The sequence below is a fragment of the Pseudomonas sp. AL03 genome, assembly GCF_029960815.1.
Classification (GTDB): Bacteria; Pseudomonadota; Gammaproteobacteria; order Pseudomonadales; family Pseudomonadaceae; genus Aquipseudomonas.
The window spans coordinates 64,479-87,436 of the sequence record NZ_JASBRE010000024.1; the positions used below are offsets into that span (position 1 = coordinate 64,479).

Annotated in this window: 21 protein-coding genes and 4 pseudogenes; 10 read left to right on the forward strand and 15 right to left on the reverse strand. The window is 58.7% G+C overall.

The window, feature by feature from the left end:
• Positions 1-5: 5 nt before the first annotated feature.
• Entirely contained in the window at positions 6-743 is a 738-nt protein-coding gene (locus tag QK293_RS21085) for a transporter substrate-binding domain-containing protein (RefSeq protein ID WP_282380610.1), read from the reverse strand.
• 258 nt (positions 744-1,001) lie between these two features.
• On the opposite strand from QK293_RS21085, the gene QK293_RS21090 reads away from it, so the two are divergent.
• Complete coding sequence (locus QK293_RS21090; protein WP_282380612.1) at positions 1,002-1,457, forward strand: GNAT family N-acetyltransferase; 456 nt, start codon at positions 1,002-1,004, stop codon at positions 1,455-1,457.
• A 40-nt stretch (positions 1,458-1,497) separates the two neighbouring features.
• On the opposite strand, the gene QK293_RS21095 is transcribed toward QK293_RS21090, so the two are convergent.
• From QK293_RS21095 to QK293_RS21105, 3 genes are read right to left on the reverse strand one after another with little or no spacing between them, the layout of a single operon-like run.
• Entirely contained in the window at positions 1,498-1,794 is a 297-nt protein-coding gene (locus QK293_RS21095; RefSeq protein WP_007894945.1) for a winged helix-turn-helix domain-containing protein, read from the reverse strand.
• Between the two features lie 31 nt (positions 1,795-1,825).
• On the reverse strand, positions 1,826-2,317 hold the full coding sequence (locus QK293_RS21100) for a M48 family metallopeptidase (RefSeq protein WP_282380618.1): 492 nt from the start codon (positions 2,315-2,317) through the stop codon (positions 1,826-1,828).
• A gap of 45 nt (positions 2,318-2,362) precedes the next feature.
• Positions 2,363-4,486, reverse strand: a complete 2,124-nt coding sequence (locus QK293_RS21105) for an EAL domain-containing protein (protein ID WP_282380620.1) — start codon at positions 4,484-4,486, stop codon at positions 2,363-2,365.
• A 319-nt stretch (positions 4,487-4,805) separates the two neighbouring features.
• Here QK293_RS21105 and QK293_RS21110 point away from each other — a divergent pair, with 319 nt between their 5' ends.
• Positions 4,806-5,474, forward strand: a complete 669-nt coding sequence (locus QK293_RS21110) for a polysaccharide lyase family 7 protein (RefSeq protein ID WP_282380622.1) — start codon at positions 4,806-4,808, stop codon at positions 5,472-5,474.
• Positions 5,475-5,709: 235 nt separating this feature from the next.
• Positions 5,710-5,805: pseudogene (locus tag QK293_RS21115) on the forward strand (fructose-bisphosphate aldolase); the annotation flags it as partial.
• Between the two features lie 156 nt (positions 5,806-5,961).
• On the opposite strand, the gene fba reads toward QK293_RS21115, so the two are convergent.
• From fba to tkt, 6 genes are all read right to left on the reverse strand, one after another.
• Positions 5,962-7,026 (reverse strand): class II fructose-bisphosphate aldolase, encoded by a 1,065-nt coding sequence (gene fba, locus QK293_RS21120; protein WP_046045276.1) that lies wholly within the window; start codon positions 7,024-7,026, stop codon positions 5,962-5,964.
• A 129-nt stretch (positions 7,027-7,155) separates the two neighbouring features.
• Positions 7,156-7,488: an MliC family protein gene (locus tag QK293_RS21125; protein ID WP_282380629.1), complete on the reverse strand. Its 333-nt coding sequence runs from the start codon at positions 7,486-7,488 to the stop codon at positions 7,156-7,158.
• A 56-nt stretch (positions 7,489-7,544) separates the two neighbouring features.
• The gene (locus tag QK293_RS21130) at positions 7,545-7,766 is read right to left on the reverse strand and encodes a hypothetical protein (protein WP_046045274.1); all 222 of its coding nucleotides are present in this window, start codon (positions 7,764-7,766) and stop codon (positions 7,545-7,547) included.
• A gap of 34 nt (positions 7,767-7,800) precedes the next feature.
• Positions 7,801-8,964, reverse strand: coding sequence for a phosphoglycerate kinase (locus QK293_RS21135; RefSeq protein WP_282380632.1), 1,164 nt, complete (start codon positions 8,962-8,964; stop codon positions 7,801-7,803).
• Positions 8,965-8,981: 17 nt separating this feature from the next.
• Complete coding sequence (epd, locus tag QK293_RS21140; protein ID WP_282380634.1) at positions 8,982-10,046, reverse strand: erythrose-4-phosphate dehydrogenase; 1,065 nt, start codon at positions 10,044-10,046, stop codon at positions 8,982-8,984.
• Between the two features lie 225 nt (positions 10,047-10,271).
• Positions 10,272-12,269 (reverse strand): transketolase, encoded by a 1,998-nt coding sequence (tkt, locus tag QK293_RS21145; protein WP_282380636.1) that lies wholly within the window; start codon positions 12,267-12,269, stop codon positions 10,272-10,274.
• Between the two features lie 273 nt (positions 12,270-12,542).
• Here tkt and QK293_RS21150 point away from each other — a divergent pair, with 273 nt between their 5' ends.
• The 4 genes from QK293_RS21150 to QK293_RS21165 all read left to right on the forward strand — a co-directional run bounded on the left by QK293_RS21150 (position 12,543) and on the right by QK293_RS21165 (position 17,081).
• Positions 12,543-13,538, forward strand: coding sequence for a metalloregulator ArsR/SmtB family transcription factor (locus tag QK293_RS21150; RefSeq protein ID WP_282380638.1), 996 nt, complete (start codon positions 12,543-12,545; stop codon positions 13,536-13,538).
• An 18-nt stretch (positions 13,539-13,556) separates the two neighbouring features.
• Positions 13,557-14,747: a methionine adenosyltransferase gene (gene metK / locus QK293_RS21155; RefSeq protein WP_282380640.1), complete on the forward strand. Its 1,191-nt coding sequence runs from the start codon at positions 13,557-13,559 to the stop codon at positions 14,745-14,747.
• A 160-nt stretch (positions 14,748-14,907) separates the two neighbouring features.
• Positions 14,908-16,587 (forward strand): NAD-dependent DNA ligase LigB, encoded by a 1,680-nt coding sequence (ligB, locus tag QK293_RS21160; protein WP_282380642.1) that lies wholly within the window; start codon positions 14,908-14,910, stop codon positions 16,585-16,587.
• Between the two features lie 98 nt (positions 16,588-16,685).
• The gene (locus tag QK293_RS21165) at positions 16,686-17,081 is read left to right on the forward strand and encodes a DUF1090 domain-containing protein (protein ID WP_282380644.1); all 396 of its coding nucleotides are present in this window, start codon (positions 16,686-16,688) and stop codon (positions 17,079-17,081) included.
• A 63-nt stretch (positions 17,082-17,144) separates the two neighbouring features.
• Here the strand turns inward: QK293_RS21165 and QK293_RS21170 are convergent, their stop codons facing one another.
• Positions 17,145-17,594 carry a cytochrome c gene (locus QK293_RS21170; RefSeq protein ID WP_282380646.1) on the reverse strand — a complete coding sequence of 150 codons (450 nt, stop codon included), beginning with the start codon at positions 17,592-17,594 and terminating at the stop codon, positions 17,145-17,147.
• Between the two features lie 128 nt (positions 17,595-17,722).
• Between QK293_RS21170 and QK293_RS21175 the strand changes: the two genes are divergently transcribed.
• On the forward strand, positions 17,723-18,895 hold the full coding sequence (locus QK293_RS21175; RefSeq protein WP_282380648.1) for an MltA domain-containing protein: 1,173 nt from the start codon (positions 17,723-17,725) through the stop codon (positions 18,893-18,895).
• Positions 18,896-18,940: 45 nt separating this feature from the next.
• Here QK293_RS21175 and QK293_RS21180 read toward each other — a convergent pair whose 3' ends face one another.
• Complete coding sequence (locus QK293_RS21180) at positions 18,941-19,324, reverse strand: MAPEG family protein (RefSeq protein ID WP_282380650.1); 384 nt, start codon at positions 19,322-19,324, stop codon at positions 18,941-18,943.
• 40 nt (positions 19,325-19,364) lie between these two features.
• Complete coding sequence (locus tag QK293_RS21185; protein ID WP_282380658.1) at positions 19,365-20,198, reverse strand: EamA family transporter; 834 nt, start codon at positions 20,196-20,198, stop codon at positions 19,365-19,367.
• A gap of 286 nt (positions 20,199-20,484) precedes the next feature.
• Here QK293_RS21185 and QK293_RS21190 point away from each other — a divergent pair.
• Both QK293_RS21190 and QK293_RS21195 read left to right on the forward strand, forming a co-directional pair.
• Positions 20,485-20,978 (forward strand): annotated as a pseudogene (locus QK293_RS21190) (MFS transporter); the annotation flags it as partial.
• 2 nt (positions 20,979-20,980) lie between these two features.
• Positions 20,981-21,346, forward strand: a pseudogene (locus QK293_RS21195) (cation:proton antiporter); the annotation flags it as partial.
• A gap of 80 nt (positions 21,347-21,426) precedes the next feature.
• On the opposite strand, the gene QK293_RS21200 reads toward QK293_RS21195, so the two are convergent.
• Together QK293_RS21200 and glnQ are read right to left on the reverse strand one after the other, a co-directional pair.
• Entirely contained in the window at positions 21,427-22,731 is a 1,305-nt protein-coding gene (locus QK293_RS21200) for an amidase (protein ID WP_282380652.1), read from the reverse strand.
• A gap of 138 nt (positions 22,732-22,869) precedes the next feature.
• A pseudogene (glnQ, locus tag QK293_RS21205) lies at positions 22,870-22,958 on the reverse strand (glutamine ABC transporter ATP-binding protein GlnQ); the annotation flags it as partial.

Below are 22,958 nucleotides of genomic sequence, written 5' to 3' on the forward strand. Positions count from 1 at the left end.
GGCACTTACATTCCGTGCAGCTTCATCAATCGCTGATAACTCCCATCCACTTTCATCGCCGCGATCTCGCGGTCGAATCCGGCGACGATCTGTTCATGCCTGGGGTTCTTCAGGCTGACCAGGATGTGCAGGCTGTTCTCGCTCAGTGGCTTGGGCAAAAACTCCACCGCATTGCGCACTTTGGAGGATTCCAGTGCCAAGTAGTAACGCGCGACGTATTCGTCCTCCAGCGTCAATTTGACCCGGTCCGCAGCAACCATGCGCACAGCCATGGAGAAGTTGTGCACCGGGACTTTCTGCAGCGACACGTCACCATCAAACTCCGGCGAATAGGCATAACCGCGCACCATCGCTATCGGGTAGGTATGCAGTTGTTGCAGGTTCTCGTATTCGATCGGTGTGTCTTTGCGCTTGAGAAACCGCACACGGTTGAGCAGGTATTCGCCGGAAAACTGGCCAATTTTCGTGCGATCGTCGGTGTACCAGGCGTTGATCAACACGTCGTATCGACCCTCGCCCACCCCCAGTATCGCCCGCGCCCAAGGCACTTGTTCGAAATCACTGGCATAACCGGCCCGGGCCAGAGCGGTGCTGACGATGTCCGTGGCCAACCCACCGTTGACCAGCGTGGCATCGGTAAAGGGTGGCCAGGCATCGGCCACCAATCGCAGCTTTTCCGCTGCCGCGCCTTGAGTCAGCAACAGCAACCCAATCAAAGCAAAGGCTCGATGCAATCGCGACATGCTCGAAGATCCTTAGAGGGCGGGACGCCCGACATGTTTTCAGCCAAAACTCCAAGGCTCCCTGTGCTGCCAAACCCAAGAACTAACATTAGCTCATCGACGCCACTGCTCAGCGCTTCATCTCAGATTACACAAAGAAGACAACGCCACGCGAAATGAATGATGGCTTTTTGGCCTTCGTCACAGATTCCTCTGCCATAAAGACATCTTTCGTCTGGGCGCTTAGTATCGGAACGACTTTGTTCAAGGAATGTGAAGATGACAATCGATTGGGTCTGCAAACACCACAGCGATCTAGGCAAAGAGCAGCTATACGCCATTCTGCAGCTGCGTGCAGAAGTGTTTGTCGTTGAGCAGAAATGCGTTTATCAAGACGTCGATGGCCAGGATCTGGAAGGTGACACCTGCCATTTAATGGCCTGGGACGGGGATCGGCTGGTGGCGTACCTGCGGTTGCTCGACCCGGAGTTACAGGGTGGTGACGTGGTGATCGGCCGGGTGATCATTGCCCCTCAAGCGCGCGGCACCGGGCTTGGGCATGAGCTGATGGCGCAGGCGTTGAAGCAGGGCGAGAAGCACTGGCCTGAAATGCCGATTTATCTCTCGGCCCAGGCGCATTTGCAGGGGTACTACGGGCGGTACGGGTTTGTGGTGGCGGGTGAGGAATTTCTGGAGGATGGCATTCCTCATATCGGAATGCGGCGTCCGCAATGATCGTTCCCACGCGTGCGTGGGAACGATCGGGGTCGGTCATTCAGGGGTACTCAAGCACCGCTTTAATCTGCCGCAAATTACGCTCGATCCACCCCCGATCAATCGCCCCCCACTCGCGAATCCGATAGCGCCCGGCATGATTGCGTGCGCCTTCTTCCTGCTCGAACTCGCAAACAATATCCAGATCCGCCAACGCCGCGATAGTGTCCTGGGCTGTGCGCCGGGGCATGCCGGTCACTTCGGTCAGCGCCGGGACACTGCTGGCCAGCCCGCTATCAATCAGGTACGCCACGTACAATCGGCGATAAAAGCTGCTCTTGGTCTTGCTTACATCCATCTAAACACTCCCGGCTGCGCTATTTTGATCTCTATTGCATATCTCGCCACGTCAGGTACACCCGCACATCGAACTCCACCTGGTGATACCCCGGCAACATGTGTTCGCACAGTTTGTAGAACGCTTTGTTGTGATCCGACTCCTTGAAGTGCGCCAGTTCATGCACCACGATCATTTTCAGAAACTCGGCAGGCGCCTCCTTGAACAACGAAGCGACACGAATCTCTTTCTTGGCCTTGAGCTTGCCGCCCTGCACCCGAGATATCGCGGTGTGCAGGCCGAGGGCGCGGTGGGTCAGGTCCAGGCGGTTGTCGAACAACACTTTGTCGATGGCCGGGGCGTTACGCAGGTATTCCTGCTTGAGATCCAGCGTATAGGTGTACAACGCCTTGTCGCTCTGTATCCGGTGTTTTTCCGGGTAACGCTGGCTCAGGTAGTCGCCCAGCCGACCCTCGGCGATCAGCTGGCGCACCTGGTCCTGCAACGCTGCGGGATAGGCCTGGAGGTATTTCAACGCAGTCATTGGGGCGGCAACACACATCAGGAAAAGGTCGCCAGTGTAGCGAATTCAGCCGGTCAGCGTGTTCCAGTCGAATGGCTGCACAAAGTCGCCGACGTCCTTGGCCATCATCGGCCGCGCGACCAGAAACCCTTGTACGTACTCGCAACCATTGGCTTGCAGCCACTGATATTGCGCAATGGTTTCCACCCCTTCGGCGATCACCAGCATCCCGTACTGCTTGCACAGGTCGATCACATTGCGCACCAGCGCCGCATCGCGTGAGGACTCCGGTAACCGGGCAATCAAATGCCGGTCGAGCTTGAGCGTGTCCAACTCAAAATCACGCAGATGAGACAGCGAACACGGCCCGGAACCGAAGTCATCCAAGGCCACTCGCACCCCCAGGTTACGCAGCAGGCGCAACTGTTTGCGAGTCTCCTCGGGGTTTTGCATCAAGCCCTCTTCAGTGACCTCGACTTCCAGATGGCGCGCCTGCAAACCATGGCGCTCCAGTACCTGGCGCAACTCGGTGACGAGATTGGGCATGCCAAACTGCGTACCGCTCAAACTGACGCCCAGCACCAGATCCTCAGCAAACGAGGTTTCCCAGGCTTTTCGCTGGCTCGCCACTTGTTGATAGATCCAGCTGCCCAGGTGACTGATCAACCGCGCCTCTTCCAGCAATGGTAAAAACAGCCCCGGCGGTACATCGCCGACGCTCGGGTGCTGCCAGCGCAGCAACGCCTCGAAGCCGCGAATCTGCCCACTGGCAATGGCCACCTGAGGTTGATACACCAAATTGAAATCACGGTTCTCGATCGCCGCGCGCACACTTTCTTCGAGCATCAGCCGCGAGCGTGCGCGGCCGTTCATCTCGTGATCGTAGAAACGATATTGCTGACGGCCGGCGCGCTTGGCTTCGTACATGGCGATGTCGGATGCGCGCAGCAAGCCGTCGAGATTGGCACCGCAATCCGGATACGTCGCAATGCCGATGCTGGCGCCCAACGCGATATCCAGACCATCAATCTGCTGACAGATCGACACCCGCTCAATGAGTTTCTCGGCAATCTTTGCCGCTTGCTCGGGGAATTCCAGATCCAGCAAAGCAGTGAACTCATCACCGCCCATGCGCGCCAGAATGTCGAAGGGCCGCAGACTGGCCTTCAACTGCTCGGACACCCAGCGCAGCACCCGGTCGCCGGCATCGTGACCGAGGGAATCATTGACCCGTTTGAAGCCGTCGAGGTCCAGATATAGCAGCACCCAGGCGCTGTCGGAACGTTCGCCACGCAGCAGCAGGTTTTCCGCCGTCTGATAAAAACCGCGACGATTGAGCAGCCCGGTCAATGGGTCAGTGACCGCCTGGAACTCCAGTTGCTGATGCAGATGGCGCACCACCGACATGTCCAGCACCGTCACCACCATCGCATGTTGTTCGCTGGGCAATGGCGCGCAGGACAGCGCCACAGGCACCTGCTGGCCGGGCGCCGTACGCAGCAATGCATCATGCAGGCGCAAGGTTTCGCCGCGTTTGTAACCGGCGAACAGCTCGGAGTCGGCCCAGATCGGGATGTGCGGATTTTGCAGGAAATCCAGGAACTCTTTGCCTTGCAGGTCTTGCACCGTGGCATTGAGCAGCCGCGACATCGCCGGATTGGCAAAGCGGATCAGACCGTCCTCACCGACCACCAGGATACCTTCGGCGGCGTTGTCCAGCACCGAGGCGTTAAACGCGCGTGCGACCTCCAGATCGTGGCTCAGGCGCTGCAGCGCACGGCGATTGCGCTGATGCTCGAGCAGCGCCTGGACTTTGGGCTTGAGAATTTGCGGGTCGAACGGTTTAAACAGGTAATCCACCGCGCCGCTGGCATAGCCCTTGATCACGGCGTCCTGGGACTGTTCGTTGGCGGTAAGAAAAATAATGGGTGTAAGACGGGTTCGCTGACTGCCGCGCATCAGGCGTGCCACTTCAAAACCGTCCATGCCCGGCATCTGCACATCCAGCAGCACCAGGTCGACATCGTGTTCGAGTAACAAACTGAGTGCCTCAAAGCCCGAGGCGGCGGTCATGACCTGCCAATCCTGGCGCTGCAACAGCGCTCGCATACTGATCAGGTTTTCAGGGTAATCATCGACGATTAAAAGGATTGAGCTGCCTTCAGCTGGCGGGGGTTGCGCGCATTCCATGCTGCTTCTCTTTTGCGGGACGTCAGGCCGGTTTCTCGTGAAAACCGGACAAATACTAAGTCTTCACTCTAGACCGGGATCCGCGAAAGCAGAAGGTGTCAGTACGCCATCATTTAACCCAAGCGTTCATTTACCGACTAACGGTCGGCGCTACAGGCCCCTGAAACCGGGAAGATGGCCTTCTAACAGGATTTTGACGTCATCCGTTTGTCATTTACGCATTAACAAATTGAACTTCTGCGATTATAAAGATTGCCCCCGAGGCGCGTGCCAGAGCTTCTGGTACGTCCGTGCTGTAAAATCTGTGGAAGCTTTGTCTATGATCGATCTCGCAACCTGGAACCTCAGCGTTCCTGTCGGCAATCCGCCGTACACCGTTGAAACAAGCAAACTGGTGGACGGCTTCAAGGATCAATACTTCCATTCCGACACCGGCACGTTGTTTTTCTGGTCGCCGGTGACCGGCACTAAAACTGAAAATGCAAAGTATCCCCGCACCGAACTTCGCGAAACCTACAGCAACGGCGCCCTGCGCAACTGGCTCTACCCGGACGCCGACAATACCCTGCGTGCCACCCTGGCGGTGAACCAGGTTCCGAGTTCGGGCAAGATCGTCATCGGCCAGATCCACGCCTATCAAAGCCAGAAGCCCATGGTGAAGCTTGAGTATCAGTACAAGACCAGCACGCAGTCGGGCAACATCGTCGCCAAGGTTCGTATGCGCCCTGATGACGGTGAAGGACGGGTGATCACCCTTGCTACCGGTGTGAAACTGGATAAAGAATTCAACTACCTCATCCACCTGAGCCCCGGCGGCGCGCTGGGCATCAGTGCGGCGGGCTACCAGTGGGGCACCGACATCAGCGCGTCCTGGCGCGACAAGCCGCTGTACTTCAAGGCCGGGGTTTATGTGCAGGATTACACGGGGTACACCAGTGAAGGCGGGAAAGTGACGTTCACCAAGCTGGATATTGATCACGATAAGTAAGCCCTTAAGCGCGACTCAATCCTGTAGCTGCCGAGCCCGCGAGGCTGCGTCCGGCTGCGAAGCCGTTGTAAAACCGGCAACTGCGTTTTTCAGGAGCCCAGTGTTTGCCAGATTGCGACCGCTTCGCGATCGAACGCAGCCTCGCAGGCTCGGCAGCTGCTACAAAATCCTGGCGTCCGCAAAACTCGTAGGACTGCTCCCACTGTGGCGAGGGGGCTTGCCATCCCCTTTTGGCAGTATCACTGATATTGCGCGGATCCTGGTCCAGGATGTAAGCGATGTGTTTCGGGTGATTGAGCAGTGTGGGTTTGACGAGAAATCGAACCGATAAAATGTCACCTATATCGGACTTTTCTGCCTCAAGCCTTAAAAATGTCCGTTATAGGTGACATTTGATTCGCCGAGCATTAGCTGCCCCGCGTAAAAATCTCCGACCACAAAAAACCCGCCTCTCGGCGGGTTTTTTATGCAACTCAAACGCTCAGGCTTAGTTCACCTTAGCGTTCAACTCACCCTTCAAATACCGCTGATACATCGCTTCCAACGAGATCGGCTTGATCTTCGAAGCATTACCGGCAGTGCCGAAAGCTTCGTAGCGAGCGATACACACATCACGCATCGCAGTAACAGTCGCGCCGAAGAACTTACGCGGATCGAACTCGCTCGGGTTGGTCGCCATCAGGCGACGCATCGCACCGGTGGAGGCCAGGCGCAGGTCGGTGTCAATGTTGACCTTGCGCACGCCGTGCTTGATGCCTTCGACGATTTCTTCAACCGGTACGCCGTAGGTTTCTTTGATGTCGCCGCCGTACTGGTTGATGATCGCCAGCCAGTCTTGCGGAACCGAAGACGAACCGTGCATCACCAGGTGGGTGTTCGGGATGCGTTTGTGGATCTCTTTGATGCGGTCGATGGCCAGCACGTCGCCGGTAGGCGGCTTGGTAAATTTGTAGGCGCCGTGGCTGGTGCCGATGGCGATGGCCAGGGCGTCGACCTGGGTGCGCTTGACGAAGTCAGCGGCTTCTTCCGGGTCGGTCAGCATTTGGCTGTGATCCAGAACGCCTTCGGCGCCGATGCCGTCTTCTTCACCGGCCATGCCGGTTTCCAGCGAACCCAGGCAGCCCAGCTCGCCTTCTACCGATACACCGCAGGCGTGAGCCAAGGCGACGGTTTGTTGGGTAACGCGGATGTTGTAGTCGTAGTCGGTCGGCGTTTTGCCGTCTTCGCCCAGGGAACCGTCCATCATCACCGAGCTGAAGCCCAGTTGAATGGAGCGCTGGCAGACGTCAGGGCTGGTGCCGTGGTCCTGGTGCATGCACACCGGGATGTGCGGGAATTCTTCGATCGCCGCCAGGATCAGGTGACGCAGGAACGGTGCGCCGGCGTATTTGCGAGCACCGGCCGAAGCCTGGACGATCACCGGGGAGTCAGTCTTGTCAGCGGCTTCCATGATGGCGCGCATCTGCTCAAGGTTGTTGACGTTGAAGGCTGGAACGCCGTAGCCGAACTCGGCTGCGTGGTCCAGCATCTGGCGCATGCTGATAAGTGCCATTGTGTGTGTATCTCCCGGTTGAGGGTCGTTAATCGTGCCAGCCTGCCGTAGCGGCGGCGGCTATTCAAGTTATTGCAGATCGGGGGTCAGCCCGGCCTGCCAATTCGGTGTTGCCTCAATCTTGCGGCGTTACTGCGCTTTGCAACCGCGGCCGATCAAATCATTGGTGGCGACCCAGTACACCAGGCCTTCCTCACCTTTTATGTGAAACGCCAGCATGTCGTTGCTGTACAGCGAACCTTCGGCGCCCGGCTCATGCTTCAAGCGGTAGACCTGATCGGCACCGCCGAGGCGAACGTCGACTTCCTTGCGGCTTTCGTCGCTGTAGCGCCAGAGCACGTTGGCCTGACTGTCGCAGGTCCAGGTGGTCCAGCTGTCCGTCGATTCGGCAGGCTTGAACAGGTTCAAATTGGCGCAACCTGCCAGCAGAGCCAGCGCCGTAACGGCGATAAAACCTTTCATCCATGTTCCTCGACTGACGACGCACGCCGCCAGCCCTGAGTAAAGTGTCAGACCCGTCAAGGGCAACCATGTTCCTTGGCCGGGGTCTGCGTCTCGTATTTGTCCAGGCCATCAGGCCCGGAACGCTTGTTGATCACCGGGTTGGTTTCGGCCTGCCAGTCGGCCTGGTAGCAGCCTTTGTCCTGTTCAGGCGTCTCCGGCACCTTCGGGGCTTTCGGGTTACTCCCGCAAGCCGCAAGCGAACCCGCGATAATCAACAGCGCTAACGTTTTGACCATCTGAACACTCCTTTGCCTGGTCAAATGGGCGGCCTCAGGCCTTGGCCCGGCTTTCCAGGACTTCAACGGCCGGCAGAACCTTGCCTTCGACGAATTCGAGGAACGCGCCACCGCCGGTAGAAATGTAGGAGATCTGATCGGCAACGCCATATTTATCGATCGCTGCCAGGGTGTCGCCGCCGCCAGCGATGGAGAACGCCGAGCTTTGTGCGATGGCCTGGGCCAGGACTTTGGTGCCGTTACCGAACTGGTCGAATTCGAACACGCCCACCGGGCCGTTCCACAGGATGGTCTTGGACGACTTCAGCAGCTCGGCGAAATTCGCCGCGGTCTGTGGGCCGATGTCCAGAATCATGTCGTCTGCGGCCACATCAGCGATCAGCTTGACGGTAGCGGTCGCGCTTTCAGCGAATTCCTTGGCCACGACGACGTCGACCGGCAGCGGTACGCTGACCTTGGCGGCGATGGCGCGAGCGGTGTCCAGCAGATCCGGCTCGTACAGGGACTTGCCGACCGGGTGACCGGCAGCGGCCAGGAAGGTGTTGGCAATGCCGCCGCCGACGATCAGCTGGTTGCAGATCTGGCTCAGGCTGTTGAGTACATCGAGTTTGGTGGAGACCTTGGAGCCGGCAACGATGGCAGCCATGGGTTGAGCCGGGGCGCCGAGGGCTTTGCCCAGTGCGTCCAGCTCGGCGGCCAGCAGTGGGCCAGCGGCCGCGACTTTGGCGAACTTGGCCACGCCATGGGTCGAACCCTCGGCGCGGTGAGCGGTGCCGAAGGCGTCCATCACGAACACGTCGCACAGGGCGGCGTATTGCTGGGCCAATTCGTCAGCGTTCTTTTTCTCGCCCTTGTTGAAGCGCACGTTTTCGAACAGCACGATGTCGCCGGCTTTCACGTCGACGCCGCCGAGGTAATCGGCCACCAGCGGCACTTCGCGGCCCAGGGCCTTGCTCAAGTAATCAGCGACTGGCTTGAGGCTATTCTCGGCCGAGAATTCGCCTTCGGTCGGACGGCCAAGGTGCGAGCAGACCATCACGGCCGCGCCTTTTTCCAGGGCCAGCTTGATGGTCGGCAGCGAGGCCAGGATTCGCGCATCGCTGGTGACAACACCGTCCTTGACTGGGACGTTGAGGTCTTCGCGGATCAGTACGCGCTTACCTTGCAGATCGAGGTCGGTCATCTTCAACACGGTCATGGGTCGCATTTCCTGGTTTACGGCTTTTGATAAGCAGAGAGTGGAGAAGCTGTTTGCAGATAGTGCTCTGCAACGTCCAGCATTCGGTTGGCAAAACCCCATTCGTTGTCGAACCAGGCCAGGATATTCACCAGCCGTGGGCCGGAAACTCGGGTCTGACTGGCATCGACGATGGCCGAATGCGGGTCATGATTGAAATCACAACTGGCGTGAGGCAACTCGGTGTAGGCCAGAAGGCCCTTGAGTGGGCCAGTGGTGGCGGCCTCGCGCAAAATCCGATTGACCTCGGTGGCGTCGGTATCGCTCACGGTCTGCATCGTAATGTCGAGGCAAGACACGTTAACCGTCGGCACCCGCACGGCTTTGGCCTGAATTCTCCCGGCAAGTTCCGGCAACAGCCGTTCGATGCCACGCGCCAGACCAGTGGACACCGGAATCACCGACTGAAACGCCGAACGGGTGCGGCGCAAGTCTTCGTGATGATAGGCGTCGATCACCGGCTGATCGTTCATGGCCGAGTGAATGGTGGTGATCGACACGTATTCCAGACCAATGGCCTGATCCAGCAGGCGCAACAGCGGCACACCGCAGTTGGTGGTGCAGGACGCGTTGGACACCAGCAGCTCGTCGCCGGTCAGGCAATCCTGGTTCACGCCATAGACGATGGTGGCGTCGACATCCGCCTCGCTGGCCATCGGCTGGGAAAACAGTACTCGCGGTGCGCCGGCATCCAAAAAACGCTGGCCGTCGACCCGAGTGTGGTAGGCGCCGGAGCACTCCAGCACCAGATCGACGCCCAACGACGCCCAATCGATGCCTTCGGGGGTGGCACTGCGCAGGACCTTCACGCAGTTGCCATTAATATGCAGACAATCGCCGTCGACCTTCACTTCACCGGGAAAGCGCCCGTGAGTGGAGTCGAAGCGTGTCAGGTATTCGATGCTGGCCATGTCAGCCAGATCGTTGATCGCCACAATTTCAAACCCTGCCGCCGCCCCTCGCTCGAACAACGCACGCAAGACGCAACGACCAATCCGGCCGTAGCCGTTGAGTGCAACTTTGTAAGGACGCGGTTGAGGCATGGGGTTCTCGATAGACGCGGGCAGACGAATTCTTTGTAACAACACGGGCCTGTAGCAGCTGGCGCAGCCTGCGTCCGGCCGCGAAACGGTCGTAAAATCAAGCACCGCGCTCCATTTTGAAGATACGCGTTGTCAGGTTTACGACCGCTTCGCGGCCGGACGCAGCCTTCGGCAGCTGCTGCAGGGATCGTGGCCGGCATGAAAACATGACTGCCACGTCCGTGTTTAGTCTTCCAGCAGCTCTTCAGCCTGACCCAGGATGTTTTCCAGGGTGAAGCCGAATTCTTCGAACAAGGCTGGCGCAGGCGCCGACTCGCCGTAAGTGGTCATGCCGATGACGCGGCCTTCCAGGCCCACGTACTTGTACCAGTAGTCCGCGTGGGCGGCTTCGATGGCGATACGGGCGCTGACCTGCAATGGCAGAACCGCTTGCTTGTAGCCGGCGTCCTGAGCATCGAACACGCTGGTGCAAGGCATCGAAACCACGCGCACCTTGCGACCCTGTTCGGTCAGCTTGTCGTAGGCCTGAACCGCCAGGCCGACTTCGGAACCGGTGGAGATCAGGATCAACTCAGGCTCGCCGTCGCAGTCCTTCAACACGTAACCGCCACGCGCGATCTCTTCGATCTGAATCGCATTGCGGGTTTGATGCTGCAGGTTCTGACGCGAGAAGATCAGCGCCGAAGGGCCGTCCTTGCGTTCCAGAGCCAGTTTCCAGCACACCGCCGATTCAACGGCATCGGCTGGGCGCCAGGTGTCGAGGTTCGGCGTGCTGCGCAAGCTGGTCAGTTGCTCGATCGGCTGGTGAGTCGGGCCGTCTTCGCCCAGACCGATGGAGTCGTGGGTGTAGACGAACACGACACGCTTCTTCATCAGCGAGGCCATGCGCACTGCGTTGCGGGCGTATTCCATGAACATCAGGAAGGTCGCGCCGTAAGGCACCAGACCGCCGTGCAGAGCCACGCCGTTCATGATCGCGCTCATGCCGAACTCGCGAACGCCGTAGTACATGTAGTTGCCGCTGGCGTCTTCAGCGGAAACACCTTTGCAACCTTTCCACAGGGTCAGGTTGGAACCGGCCAGGTCAGCGGAGCCGCCCAGCAGTTCAGGCAACAGCGGGCCGTAGGCATTCAGTGCATTCTGGCTGGCTTTACGGCTGGCGATGGTTTCGCCCTTGGCGGCGACTTCAGCAATATAAGCAGAGGCTTTTTCAGCGAAGTCTTCCGGCAAGTCGCCGCTCAAGCGACGGACCAGTTCGTTGGCCAACTCAGGGAAAGCAGCGGAGTAGGCCGCGAAACGCTGATCCCACTCGGCCTCGGCCGCGCGACCGGTTTCCTTGGCGTCCCACTCGGCGTAGATGTCGGCCGGGATTTCGAACGGGCCGTGATTCCATTTCAGCGCGGCGCGGGTCAGAGCGATTTCCGCATCACCCAGTGGGGCGCCGTGGCAGTCTTCTTTGCCTTGCTTGTTCGGCGAACCGAAACCGATGGTGGTCTTGCAGCAGATCAGCGTCGGTTGCTCGCTTTTACGCGCGGTTTCGATCGCGATCTTGATCTCTTCAGGGTCGTGACCGTCGACGTTGCGGATGACCTGCCAGTTGTAGGCTTCGAAACGCTTAGGCGTGTCGTCGGTGAACCAGCCTTCGACTTCGCCGTCGATGGAGATGCCGTTGTCATCGTAGAAGGCGATCAGTTTGCCCAGGCCCAACGTACCGGCCAGGGAGCCAACTTCGTGGGAAATGCCTTCCATCATGCAGCCATCACCCAGGAACACGTAGGTGTGGTGGTCGACGACATTGTGGCCCGGACGGTTGAACTGCGCCGCCAGGACTTTTTCTGCCAGGGCAAAACCAACCGCGTTGGCCAGGCCTTGGCCCAGTGGACCGGTGGTGGTTTCAACGCCTGGGGTGTAGCCGAGTTCCGGGTGGCCCGGGGTGCGGCTGTGCAGCTGGCGGAAATTCTTCAGGTCATCGATCGACAGATCGTAGCCGGTCAGGTGCAGCAGCGAGTAGATCAACATCGAGCCGTGACCGTTGGACAGCACGAAGCGGTCACGGTCGGCGAACGATGGATTGCTCGGGTTGTGCTTCAGGTAGTCACGCCAAAGTACTTCGGCGATATCCGCCATACCCATAGGGGCACCGGGATGGCCGCTGTTGGCTTTTTGCACGGCATCCATGCTGAGGGCACGAATGGCGTTGGCACGCTCACGACGGCTGGGCATCGCTGTTCTCCTGCGGGTTCTGAATCGAGAGTGAATAAAACGAAACGGAAAAAAGGCGAGCATTTTCCCTCACCGGGCCGCCTCGGGGCAATGACAGATAGTCATCTGAAGGCGTTTTTCCGGTGGATAAAGTCGCATTCGCCTGATGAAACCTTTCCGCTGACGATTTGTAGAGTGACCCTGTCCCCGAGAAGTGCCATCTATCGAGCAATATCAAAACTTTTTGATATTGCTCTTGCAGTGATTTCTGACCGTCACTAGACTGCTGGCCTTATGAATTTACGTGCGCCCTCCATTCGACATGACGATTGCGATGAGCTGGCGGCCCTGTGCAAGGCCGGCGGTGATCCTCTGCGTCTGAATGTACTGCGCGCGCTGGCCAACGATTCGTTCGGCGTGCTGGAACTGGCGCAGATCTTCGGCATCGGTCAGTCCGGCATGAGTCACCACCTCAAGGTATTGGCCCAGGCCGACCTGGTGGCGACTCGCCGTGAAGGCAACGCGATTTTCTACCGTCGCGCCCTGCCTCACACCGACCTGCTGGGTGGCAAGCTGCACGCTGCGCTACTGGAAGAAGTGGATAACCTGACCCTGCCTGCCGAGGTGCAGTCGCGGATCGGTCAGGTCCATGGGCAACGAGCGGCGGCCAGCCAGGACTTTTTCTCACGGGTCGCGGAGAAGTTTCGCGCCCAGCAAGACTTGATCGCCGGTCTGCCGCAATACCGTGAAAGCGTGGTGGCGTTGCTCGACAAACTGAGTTTCGGCGCAGACGCCACGGCCATCGAAGTCGGCCCCGGTGACGGTGCATTTTTGCCGGAACTGGCGCGTCGTTTCACACAGGTGACGGCGCTGGACAACAGCCCGGCGATGCTCGAACTGGCGCGTCAGGTCTGCGAGCGTGAAACGCTGACTAACGTCAGCCTGCAATTAGCCGATGCATTGAACGGTGTAAACCTCAAGGCTGACTGCGTTGTACTGAACATGGTGCTGCACCATTTCGCCGCGCCGGCCGAAGCGCTCAAGCGCATGGCCGACTTGCTGCAACCAGGCGGAAGCCTGCTCGTGACAGAGTTATGTAGCCACAACCAGAGTTGGGCCAGGGAGGCCTGCGGTGATCTCTGGTTGGGGTTTGAACAGGACGATTTGGCCCGTTGGGCCACCGCTGCGGGACTCGTTCCCGGGGAAAGCCTCTATGTAGGCTTACGTAATGGTTTCCAGATCCAGGTCCGCCATTTTCAGCGACCGGCTGGCGACACTCACCATCGGTAAATTCAGGAAAAAATCGAGATGAGCGAATACTCCCTCTTCACCTCCGAGTCCGTGTCCGAAGGGCATCCGGACAAAATCGCCGACCAGATTTCCGATGCGGTGCTGGACGCCATCATTGCTGAAGACAAATTCGCCCGTGTAGCGGTCGAGACACTGGTTAAAACCGGCGTGGCAATCATCGCGGGTGAAGTCACCACGTCGGCCTGGGTCGATCTGGAAGAGATCGTGCGTAACGTCATTCTGGACATCGGCTACAACAGCTCCGATGTCGGCTTCGACGGCGCCACTTGCGGCGTGATGAACATCATCGGCAAGCAGTCCCCTGACATCAACCAGGGTGTCGACCGTGCCAAGCCTGAAGATCAGGGCGCCGGCGACCAGGGCCTGATGTTCGGCTACGCCAGCAATGAAACCGACGTGCTGATGCCAGCACCGATCACCTTCTCGCACCAACTGGTGCAGCGTCAGGCCGAAGCCCGTAAATCCGGCCTGCTGCCTTGGCTGCGCCCGGACGCCAAGTCGCAAGTGACTTGCCGTTACGACGGCGGCAAGGTTGTCGGTATCGACGCCGTTGTACTGTCGACCCAGCACAACCCTGACGTGTCCTACAAAGACCTGCGCGAAGGCGTGATGGAGCTGATCGTCAAGCACGTCCTGCCTGCCGAACTGCTGAGCAAAGACACCCAATTCCACATCAACCCGACCGGCCAGTTCATCATCGGCGGCCCGGTGGGCGACTGCGGTCTGACCGGTCGCAAGATCATCGTCGACAGCTACGGCGGCATGGCCCGTCACGGCGGCGGCGCGTTCTCCGGTAAAGATCCATCGAAGGTTGACCGTTCGGCCGCCTACGCGGGTCGTTACGTGGCCAAAAACATCGTGGCAGCCGGCCTGGCCGAGCGTTGCGAGATCCAGGTTTCCTACGCGATCGGTGTTGCTCAGCCGACTTCGATCTCATTGAACACCTTCGGTACCGGCAAAATCAGCGACGACAAAATCGTCAAACTGGTTCGCGAAGTGTTCGACCTGCGTCCATACGCAATCACCACCATGCTCGACCTGCTGCACCCGATGTACCAGGAAACCGCTGCGTACGGCCACTTCGGTCGCACCCCGGCCACCAAGACCGTGGGCGAAGACACTTTCACCACCTTCACCTGGGAAAAGACCGACCGCGCCGATTCCTTGCGCGCTGCTGCCGGCCTGTAAGACTTCCCCGGCGGTACCAAAAAGCCCCGCACGGTTCGCCGTGCGGGGCTTTTTATTGTCCGCTGCCCCGGTGCCGACACACGCTGAAAAACAGCCGGCCTTCTCATCCTGAAAATCCGTCCTAGCCTTCAAGCATTCCACTTGAGCAAGGACGCTCACGATGCGGCTCTACCTGTGCCTCTTTTTCGGTTTTCTACTGACAACTTTCTGCCTGACCACCCACGCGGCCGAGTGCCCCAACTGGCCACCGACACGCGCACTGGACGAAGTCACGTCACTGCAAAAACAAATCGACCTCTGGGACGACAGCTATCACCGGGAAGGCCGCTCATTGGTCGCCGACGAACTCTACGATCAGTCCCGTGTGCGACTGACCGAATGGCGCACCTGTTTTGGCCTGGGCCAATCCGCGGAACCGTTACGCACCGCAGGCGGCACGATTGCTCACCCCATCGCCCACACCGGTCTGGAAAAACTCCACGATGGTCACGCCGTCGAAGCCTGGCTAAAAGGTCGGAACGATGTCTGGATTCAGCCAAAAATCGACGGCGTGGCGGTGACGCTGATCTACCGCAAAGGCCTGCTGACTCAGGCAATCAGTCGCGGTGACGGGATAAATGGCCAGGACTGGACGGCTTCGGCGCGCCGGATCGCCACCATCCCCCAACGATTGCCACAACCGCGCGACTTGCTGCTGCAAGGTGAACTCTATTGGCGCCTGACCGACCACGTACAGGCCCAGGCCGGCAGCCTCAATGCACGCGCTACAGTGGCCGGTTTGATGGCCCGTAAAAAATTGAGCACTGAACAAGCCGCCGGGATCGGCCTGTTTGTCTGGGACTGGCCCCAAGGCCCGGCCAGTTTGCCCGCCCGCGTCGCGGCCCTGGATGAGTTGGGTTTCCCGAGCTCCGCACCTTACAGCCAGTCGATCAAGGTATTCGCCGACGCCGAACGCTGGCGAGATCACTGGTATCGTACGCCCCTGCCCTTCACCAGTGATGGCATTGTCCTGCGCCAGGGTCAGCGTCCACCCGCCGAGCGCTGGCAGGCCAAACCGCCTTATTGGAGCGTCGCCTGGAAATACCCTTTTGCTCAGACGCTGGCCGAGGTGCGCAAGGTCCATTTCAAGATTGGACGGACCGGACGGATCACGCCGGTTCTGGAACTGACACCGGTAATGCTTGATGACCGGCAGATCAAGCGAGTCAGTGTGAGTTCACTGCAACGCTGGGAAACGCTGGATATCCGACCTGGAGACCAGGTCGCCATCAGCTTGGCAGGCCTGACCATTCCAAGGCTCGACGGTGTCATGCTGCGCAGTACCGAACGCACTGAATTGAGCGTACCGCTGGTAGAAGACTTTCATCATTTGAGTTGCTGGCAGCCGACACCGGGGTGCGAAAGCCAATTCCTCGCTCGACTGACCTGGCTCAGCAGCAAGCAGGGACTGGCTTTGCCTCATGTTGGCCCTGGCACGTGGGAGAAACTTCTCGAAACAGGCCGCCTGAACGGCCTGCTGGATTGGTTAACCCTCGATGCTCAAGAGCTTGCTAACATTGAAGGCTTCGGCGAACGCAGCAGTGCTCGTCTTTTGAACAGCTTCATCAGTGCCCGGCAACGCCCATTCACTCGCTGGCTCAAAGCCTTGGGTTTGCCACCGACCGGCCAGGCACGCCTCGCCAACTCATGGCAGGAACTGGCACAACGAAGCACCGAACAATGGCAGGCAGAACCTGGCATCGGCCCGGGACGCGCAGCGCAATTGAGCGCATTTTTCCGCGACCCGCAGGTCCTGGCCTTGAGTGAAACATTACGTGTTGCCCGGATTGATGGTTTTTAACGACTGACGATGCCCACCAACCCGGAACCCAATGGCGCCGCCGGGCTCAAACACCCTATCGCCACATAGACCCGATTGCCTTTTCACATGGAGCTTTTATGAAACTTCTTTCACCGCTCGCCCTGTTGACCCTTTGCAGCGTGATGGCCACTCCACTGATGGCCGCCGAAGAAGCTCCGGGGCTGACCGGCTGCGCCGCGAAGAAGCAGGGCATCATCAACCAGATTGAACTGGCCAAGTCTCACGGCAATGCTGATCAGCAGGCTGGCCTTGAAACTGCCCTGAGCGAAGTCACCGCTCATTGCACCGACGCTTCCCTGAAGAAAGAACGGGAGAACAAAGTGCTCGACGCCAAGCACGAAGTCAGCAAGCGTCAGGCTGATCTCGACAAGGCAATGAAGAAAGGCGACGCCGAAAAGATCAACAAGCGCAAAGACAAACTCGCCGAGTCCCGCAAGGAATTGCAGGACGCACTCGACGAGTTGGATAAGTGATCGTTCCCACGCTCTGCGTGGGAATGCAGCCATGGACGCTCCGCGTCCACCTCTGATCAGAGATCAATGATCCCGAAACTCTTTATGGCACGCACTGCAGGCATCTTCGACTTTCTGCACTGCCGGACCCAGGTTACTGGCCTTGTAAGGCTGAACCTTGCTGGCAATCACCAATTCACCGGTGGCGGCTTCAAGGGTGCGGACCATTTCCTGGAAGCGTGCCTGCTGCTGCCACACATTGTCCTTGGCGCTGGTGTGATCTTCTTCGCGCACCTGCGGAAAATGTTTCCAGGGTTCATGGGACAACGCGTCAAGTTTCACGGCGCCATCAGCGAATTTCGGACCGTCGAATGGAATGCGACCACGCAACATGCCGCCCAGGTCTTCGCCGGTCTTGAGCATTTGCTTGAAGATTGCCTTGCGCTGCCCCAGCGGCGAGTTGGGGTCGACACCACCGCAGGCGGACAGCGTCAGGCAGGCCAGCAATACAACAGAAAGTCTTTTAAGAGTCATGGTGGCTTCAGGTCACGGGAAACGGCGGCCAGTATCCTCGCGTCATCGGCAAAGACCAATAGCCCTATTATCAATACGGGTTGTTTGAGCGCATGGAGCACTCAGGCAACCGGCAAAGGAATTACTCCATGAACAGCCGTTTCAAGGCATGCCGTCACAACCTCGCTTGGACCCTTCCGATGGTGGTCGTGCTTGCGGGCTGCACCGGTGGCGACAACAACAAACCAAAAACCCACGCCCTGGCCACCTACTCCAGCGCCACGTGGGAAGCACTTCCGACGGTGTCCGACAACGACCTGGTCGCCGGCTTCGGCTCGTGGCGCAGCGCTTGCACCCGACTCAAAGCCGACCCGGTCTGGGGTTCAACATGTGCGGCTGCCGCCAACGTGCCGCAAACTGCCAACGACATTCGTGGCTTCCTCAAGCAGAACCTCGACGTCTACGGCCTGCGCGCCGCCAATGACAATCCCGACGGCTTGATCACCGGTTATTACGAGCCGGTCTACCCCGGCAGCCTGACCCAGACCGAAGCGGCGAACATCCCGGTGTACGGCGTACCCGAGGACATGATCATCGTCTCTCTGGACAGCATTTACCCGGAACTCAAAGGCAAACGCCTGCGGGGACGACTCGAAGGTCGTGTGCTCAAGCCTTACGACGATGCGGCAACGATTGAAACCAAAGGGGTCAAGGCACCGGTTGTTGCCTGGCTGACCGACCCGATGAATCTTCAATTTCTGCAAATTCAGGGCTCGGGCCGCATTCAACTCGACGACGGCCGTCAATTGCGCATTGCGTATGCCGACCAGAACGGTCACCCCTATCGACCCATCGGCCGCTGGCTGGTCGATCAGGGCGAGCTGAAAAAAGAAGAGGTGACCATGGGCGCCATCAGCCATTGGGCCAAGGCCAATCCGACGCGCATTCCGGAACTGTTGGGCAGCAACCCTAGCTACGTGTTCTTCACCCGTAACCCGGACAGCAACGAAGGGCCTCGCGGCTCGCTGAACGTACCGCTGACCGCAGGCTATAGCGCGGCGGTGGATCGCAAAGTGATTCCGCTGGGCAGTCTGTTGTGGTTATCGACGACTAAACCGGACGGTACCGCACTGGTACGCCCGGTAGCCGCTCAAGACACCGGCGGCGCAATTGCCGGCGAAGTCCGTGCGGACCTGTTCTGGGGCACGGGCGATGCGGCCGGGCAATTGGCCGGCGACATGAAACAGCAGGGGCAGATCTGGATGCTCTGGCCTAAAGGCGCAGCCCTGCCTCAAGTGCCTCAGGTGACCGACAAGCTTTAAAGTCAAAAGATCGCTGACTTCGCCAGCGATCTTTTGAGCTTGCTCTTAAACAGAAACCACAAAGAAACTGACGATCAACCCCATCCCCACCAACCACACCAGCGACCGCAAAATCGCCCAGTCCGCCAGGTAGCAAATGATGTACAGCAGCCGACTGGTGATAAACAACACCGATAGCACATTGATCGTCACCAGTTCGGCATTGCCGGCCAGGTGCGCAACGATCACCGCCGCCGCGAACGCGGGAGTCACTTCTAAACCGTTCAGATGCGCCGCATACGCGCGTCGGCCCAAACCATTCAGTGACTCGAGAAAGTCACGGGGGTCATGGTTGTCTTTCGGCCTGAACCCGCCACTGACCCTGGCGATGCCCGTGCAGATATAGGGCAGGAAAATCACGATCAAAATGCACCACAGAGCAACCGTCATAACGCAATCCCTTCTTCAAGTTTCAAGAGTCGAGCTCCAGTCAAAACTTCATCACCAGTATGCCGATCAGCACCAGTCCACAGGCTAAGAGCCGTGGCCTGCCGAAAGGTTCTTTCAGGTAACGCATGCCGAACAGCACCACCAGAATCACACTGATCTCGCGCAATGCCGCCGCTTCGGCAATCGAGCCCAGCTGCATGGCCCACAGCACCAGAGCGTAGCTGAACAACACGCAAAAGCCGACTGCCAACCCCAGTCGCCACTGTTCACGCCAGAACAACATGAAAGCCGGTCGCTTGCGCACCACAGCCAGCAACGGAAACGGCCAGGCACTGAGTAACGTGACCCACACCAGGTAATCCAGCGGATGCGACCAGCGTCGCAACGCCTGGCCGTCGATGAAGGTGTAGCAGCCGATGCACAGGCCGATCAACGCCACCACCGGCAGCATCGACCATGGCAAACGCGCGCCGCCACCGCCCTGCCAGAGCAGGCACAGCATGCCAAACGGGATCAGCAGAATCCCGAAGATCTGCTGGTTTGTCAGCACTTCCCCGGCAAAAATCAGCGTCAACGCCAGCACCACCAGCGGCGACAAACCACGCATCAGCGGGTAGACCAACCCGAGGTCGCCGACGCGGTACGCCTGGATCAACAGATAGCGATAGAGCAACTCGAACGCCGCCGACGCCAAAATCCACGGCCAGATTTCCATGGGCGGCACGTTCACCAAAGGCAGCATCACCGCGACAAACAACATCGCCACGCTGTCCATGCAGGCCACTACCAACAATCGTTCCGCACTGAATTTGATCAGGGTATTCCACGCCGCGTGCAACAGCGCCGCGACTAACACCAGTGCTGTGGCAAGCACGGCACACTCCTTTTTGTTGCCCAACCCGCCCTTGTAGGAGCGCGGCTTGCCGGCGAAGGCGTCCTTGAGATCGCCATCGCCGGCAAGCCGTACTCCTACAGGGAGCGGGTCAGATAATTGATTCGCCATATGTCAGCAGCTGTTTATACTGCAAGCGACCACGCCGCACTCAGTTGTGCACTGACTAATTCCAATAATTTGTGCCGACGCCCGCTCTCGTCGAGAACGGGCGTCGGCATGCGTATGCCTGATCAGAGCGTCAAGACTACCGACAGAGACCTTGCGCATGCCACTCGCCTTGCTTGCCCTCGCTGTTGCCGCGTTCGGCATCGGCACCACTGAATTCGTCATTATGGGCCTGTTGCCCGATGTGGCCCGCGACCTCGCCGTGAGCATTCCGACGCCGGCCTGCTGATCACCGGCTACGCCCTGGGCGTGGTGTTTGGCGCACCGATCCTCGCAATCGGCACCGCCAACATGCCGCGCAAAGCCACGCTGCTGGGCATGACGTTGATGTTCATTCTTGGCAATATTCTGTGCGCGCTGGCGCCAAACCACGCCACGTTGATGGCCGCTCGCGTGGTAACTGCGTTGTGCCACGGGGCGTTCTTCGGGATTGGTTCGGTGGTGGCCGCCGGCCTGGTCGCGCCGAACAAACGGGCCCAGGCGATTGCCATGATGTTCACCGGCCTGACCCTGGCCAACGTGCTTGGCGTTCCGCTGGGAACCGCGCTGGGGCAATACGCCGGCTGGCGCTCGACGTTCTGGGCGGTGTCAGTGACCAGATCGACTTCGGTGATCTGCTGATGAACTGGATGCTGTCGTTCCTGCTGTTTGCCGGCGCCCTGCACGTCAACCTCAATGACTTGCGCAGCTACCGTTAGCCCATCGGCCTGTTGGCAACGTTCGGCGTATTGATCGCGACCGCCGTGATCGGCAGCCTCGCCTATTACATTTTTGCCCTGTTCGGCTGGCACGTGAGTTTCCTGTACTGCCTGCTGTTCGGCGCATTGATCTCCCCGACCGACCCGATTGCCGTGCTCGGCGTGCTGCGGACCGCCAACGCATCCAAGCCGCTGAAAACCACCATCGTCGGTGAGTCGCTGTTCAACGACGGCACTGCGGTCGTGGTGTTCACCGTTTTGCTGAGCATCACTTACATCGTGGTGCTGTCGTCGATCCTGCTGCAGGGCCTGACGATTGAACATTGAACTACGCGCCTGCTGCATCACCCTGATGCGGCAGGCGCGGGTGCGGCTGCTCTCAGCACCGCATCAACTTGCTCCGCAGCCAGTAACAGATTGCTGTCGTTTCTAAATCCCCCGATCATTTGAAGTCCCACTGGTAACGCCCTGGTATTCCGAACGAGAGGGATATTGATTTGAGGCAATCCAAACGCCATCCAAAACTTGCAGAAATCAGAAGATCCGGTAGCTCCAAGCCCCAACGGCGCGACGATGCCGCAGCTCGCACCCAAGACGGCGTCAAAAGGCATGAATATCGGTTCCAGAACAGCGGCTAACTTTGCTAAACGCTTCTTTGCCGCTGACTCTTGGTTCCAAGTCGTCAGACTGGCGCGTTCGAACATGGCTAACAACTCTTCACTTAGTTTGTCAGGGTGCAATTGCAGTTCTTTGGAGAGTGATCGGGCGCCCTCGCAATCGTTTATCAGCAGATGGTCATCAAATACACCCGCAAATTCCTCGGGCAGCAATACCTCGCTCACTTGATGTCCCGCCAATCGCAGATCTTCTACAGCAGCGTCCAGTGATTTGGACACGTGCTCGTCTACCTGATCCCAACGGGCCGTACGACAGAAGCCGAACGACCGTAAATTGCGCTCATGAGCAAGCTTTGGAAATCCAGGAATCAACACTTTAGCCATCAGCACCAGATCACGAACGGAGCGGCCATACCAACCCACCGTGTCGAAGCTCGGCGCTAATGGTTTGACCCCTTCTAGAGGAACTAACCCGTACGAAGGTTTGAAAGCATACAGTCCGCAATAGGATGCCGGTTTAATCAATGATCCGGCTGTCTGTGTTCCCAAAGCGATCGGAAAAAAGCCGGCCGCCATCCCCGCTGCCGATCCGGCACTGGAGCTCCCTGGGGTCCTGTCGAGATCATGTGGATTGCGGGTTGGACCGGTATGCATGTAAGCGAATTCGGTGGTATGCGTCTTGCCCATGATGACCGCTCCGGCCTGGCGCAGAAGCGAGACGACATGGGCGTCACGCGAAGGACAGTTGTCATCATAGATCGGAGAGAAAAAACGGGTGGGATGATCCGTGGTGTCATAGTTGTCTTTGATTCCCACTGGGACACCCGCCAGGAGACCATTCGCGTTACTCTTTTTTAGTTGGCAAGCTTGAGTGCGCACCCCTTCTGGATCGAACGAAACGAATGCTTTAATGTTTCGCTCTTGCGATTCAACGTACTCAAGAAAGTGATCAGCTACTGTCTCTGCGCTCACGACACCTGAACGAACCATTTCCGAAATGGTGGTGGCGTCAAACTTATTAAAATCGTGCATATCGCTCCTTCGAGCTACTTATAACCCGGAGACTAATTGGAGGGTTGTCATTACCGACAACTCATGAGATTTCGAGCTTCATCTTTATGGGTGCGCGCCGAGCGGCACTCGGCAGAACCAGCAGATGTATCCAGATAATCAATGCAGAATCTGACTCAAGAACAACTGGGTCCGCTCATTCTGCGGATTATCGAAGAAGTCGTTCGGCGCGGCCTGTTCGACGATTT

Bases quoted from the DNA above. Each gene is read 5' to 3' on its own strand.
- tkt (WP_282380636.1), bottom strand. From the start codon at position 12,269: ATGCCCAGCCGTCGTGAGCGTGCCAACGCCATTCGTGCCCTCAGCATG.
- fba (WP_046045276.1), bottom strand. From the start codon at position 7,026: ATGGCACTTATCAGCATGCGCCAGATGCTGGACCACGCAGCCGAGTTC.
- QK293_RS21090 (WP_282380612.1), top strand. From the start codon at position 1,002: ATGACAATCGATTGGGTCTGCAAACACCACAGCGATCTAGGCAAAGAG.
- QK293_RS21100 (WP_282380618.1), bottom strand. From the start codon at position 2,317: ATGACTGCGTTGAAATACCTCCAGGCCTATCCCGCAGCGTTGCAGGAC.
- QK293_RS21135 (WP_282380632.1), bottom strand. From the start codon at position 8,964: ATGACCGTGTTGAAGATGACCGACCTCGATCTGCAAGGTAAGCGCGTA.
- QK293_RS21175 (WP_282380648.1), top strand. From the start codon at position 17,723: ATGAACAGCCGTTTCAAGGCATGCCGTCACAACCTCGCTTGGACCCTT.
- QK293_RS21150 (WP_282380638.1), top strand. From the start codon at position 12,543: ATGAATTTACGTGCGCCCTCCATTCGACATGACGATTGCGATGAGCTG.
- QK293_RS21095 (WP_007894945.1), bottom strand. From the start codon at position 1,794: ATGGATGTAAGCAAGACCAAGAGCAGCTTTTATCGCCGATTGTACGTG.
- QK293_RS21110 (WP_282380622.1), top strand. From the start codon at position 4,806: ATGATCGATCTCGCAACCTGGAACCTCAGCGTTCCTGTCGGCAATCCG.
- QK293_RS21200 (WP_282380652.1), bottom strand. From the start codon at position 22,731: ATGCACGATTTTAATAAGTTTGACGCCACCACCATTTCGGAAATGGTT.
- QK293_RS21085 (WP_282380610.1), bottom strand. From the start codon at position 743: ATGTCGCGATTGCATCGAGCCTTTGCTTTGATTGGGTTGCTGTTGCTG.
- epd (WP_282380634.1), bottom strand. From the start codon at position 10,046: ATGCCTCAACCGCGTCCTTACAAAGTTGCACTCAACGGCTACGGCCGG.
- QK293_RS21170 (WP_282380646.1), bottom strand. From the start codon at position 17,594: ATGACTCTTAAAAGACTTTCTGTTGTATTGCTGGCCTGCCTGACGCTG.
- QK293_RS21130 (WP_046045274.1), bottom strand. From the start codon at position 7,766: ATGGTCAAAACGTTAGCGCTGTTGATTATCGCGGGTTCGCTTGCGGCT.
- ligB (WP_282380642.1), top strand. From the start codon at position 14,908: ATGCGGCTCTACCTGTGCCTCTTTTTCGGTTTTCTACTGACAACTTTC.
- QK293_RS21180 (WP_282380650.1), bottom strand. From the start codon at position 19,324: ATGACGGTTGCTCTGTGGTGCATTTTGATCGTGATTTTCCTGCCCTAT.
- QK293_RS21105 (WP_282380620.1), bottom strand. From the start codon at position 4,486: ATGGAATGCGCGCAACCCCCGCCAGCTGAAGGCAGCTCAATCCTTTTA.
- metK (WP_282380640.1), top strand. From the start codon at position 13,557: ATGAGCGAATACTCCCTCTTCACCTCCGAGTCCGTGTCCGAAGGGCAT.
- QK293_RS21125 (WP_282380629.1), bottom strand. From the start codon at position 7,488: ATGAAAGGTTTTATCGCCGTTACGGCGCTGGCTCTGCTGGCAGGTTGC.
- QK293_RS21165 (WP_282380644.1), top strand. From the start codon at position 16,686: ATGAAACTTCTTTCACCGCTCGCCCTGTTGACCCTTTGCAGCGTGATG.